The following is a 590-nucleotide window of genomic DNA, read 5'->3' as shown; positions in this document are numbered from 1 at the left end:
CCCGCCTCAGCGGCTGATCTGGCTGCTAAACCTTACGTCAAGGCCCCGCCCCCGGTGGTCGCGCCGATCTATGATTGGACCGGATTCTACATCGGCGCAAACGGCGGTTGGGGGCAAAGCCACGGTTGTGTGGATTTCGTGACGCCCGCAGGGACAGTCGCAGGTGGTTGCGCGGATCGCTCCGGGGGTCTTGTGGGCGGCCAGATTGGGTACCGCTGGCAAACCAATCAATTTGTGCTCGGCCTGGAAGCGCAAGGAGATTGGGCCGAGATCAAGAACACGCGCGTCAGTCTGATCGATCCATTAATTTCGACCACAGGCAAAATTGACGCAATCGGTCTCTTCACGGCACAACTCGGTTGGGCGTGGAACGCCTCGCTGTTCTACGTGAAGGGCGGCGCCGCCGTGACCCGCAACCGATTCGATATATTCAACAACGTCACCGGGGTCGGCCTGGCATCGGCTGGCCACACCCGGTGGGGCGGGGCCCTTGGTGTTGGCTGGGAGTACGGCTTCACGCCCAATTGGTCGTTCGGTATCGAATACGACCATCTCTGGATGGGGCGTGACAACGCCGGCTTCGCAGGCGT

Annotated in this window: 1 protein-coding gene; it reads left to right on the top strand. The window is 61.5% G+C overall.

All coding sequences use genetic code 11. From position 1 onward, the window contains the following. On the top strand, positions 1-590 hold a 590-nt coding region (locus AC0L27_RS41155; RefSeq protein ID WP_473323817.1), incomplete at both ends, for an outer membrane protein.

This window comes from Bradyrhizobium sp. Ken51, from assembly GCF_055807435.1.
The sequence above is the reverse complement of the archived record's forward strand: the minus strand, read 5'-3'. Positions and strand labels throughout refer to the sequence as shown.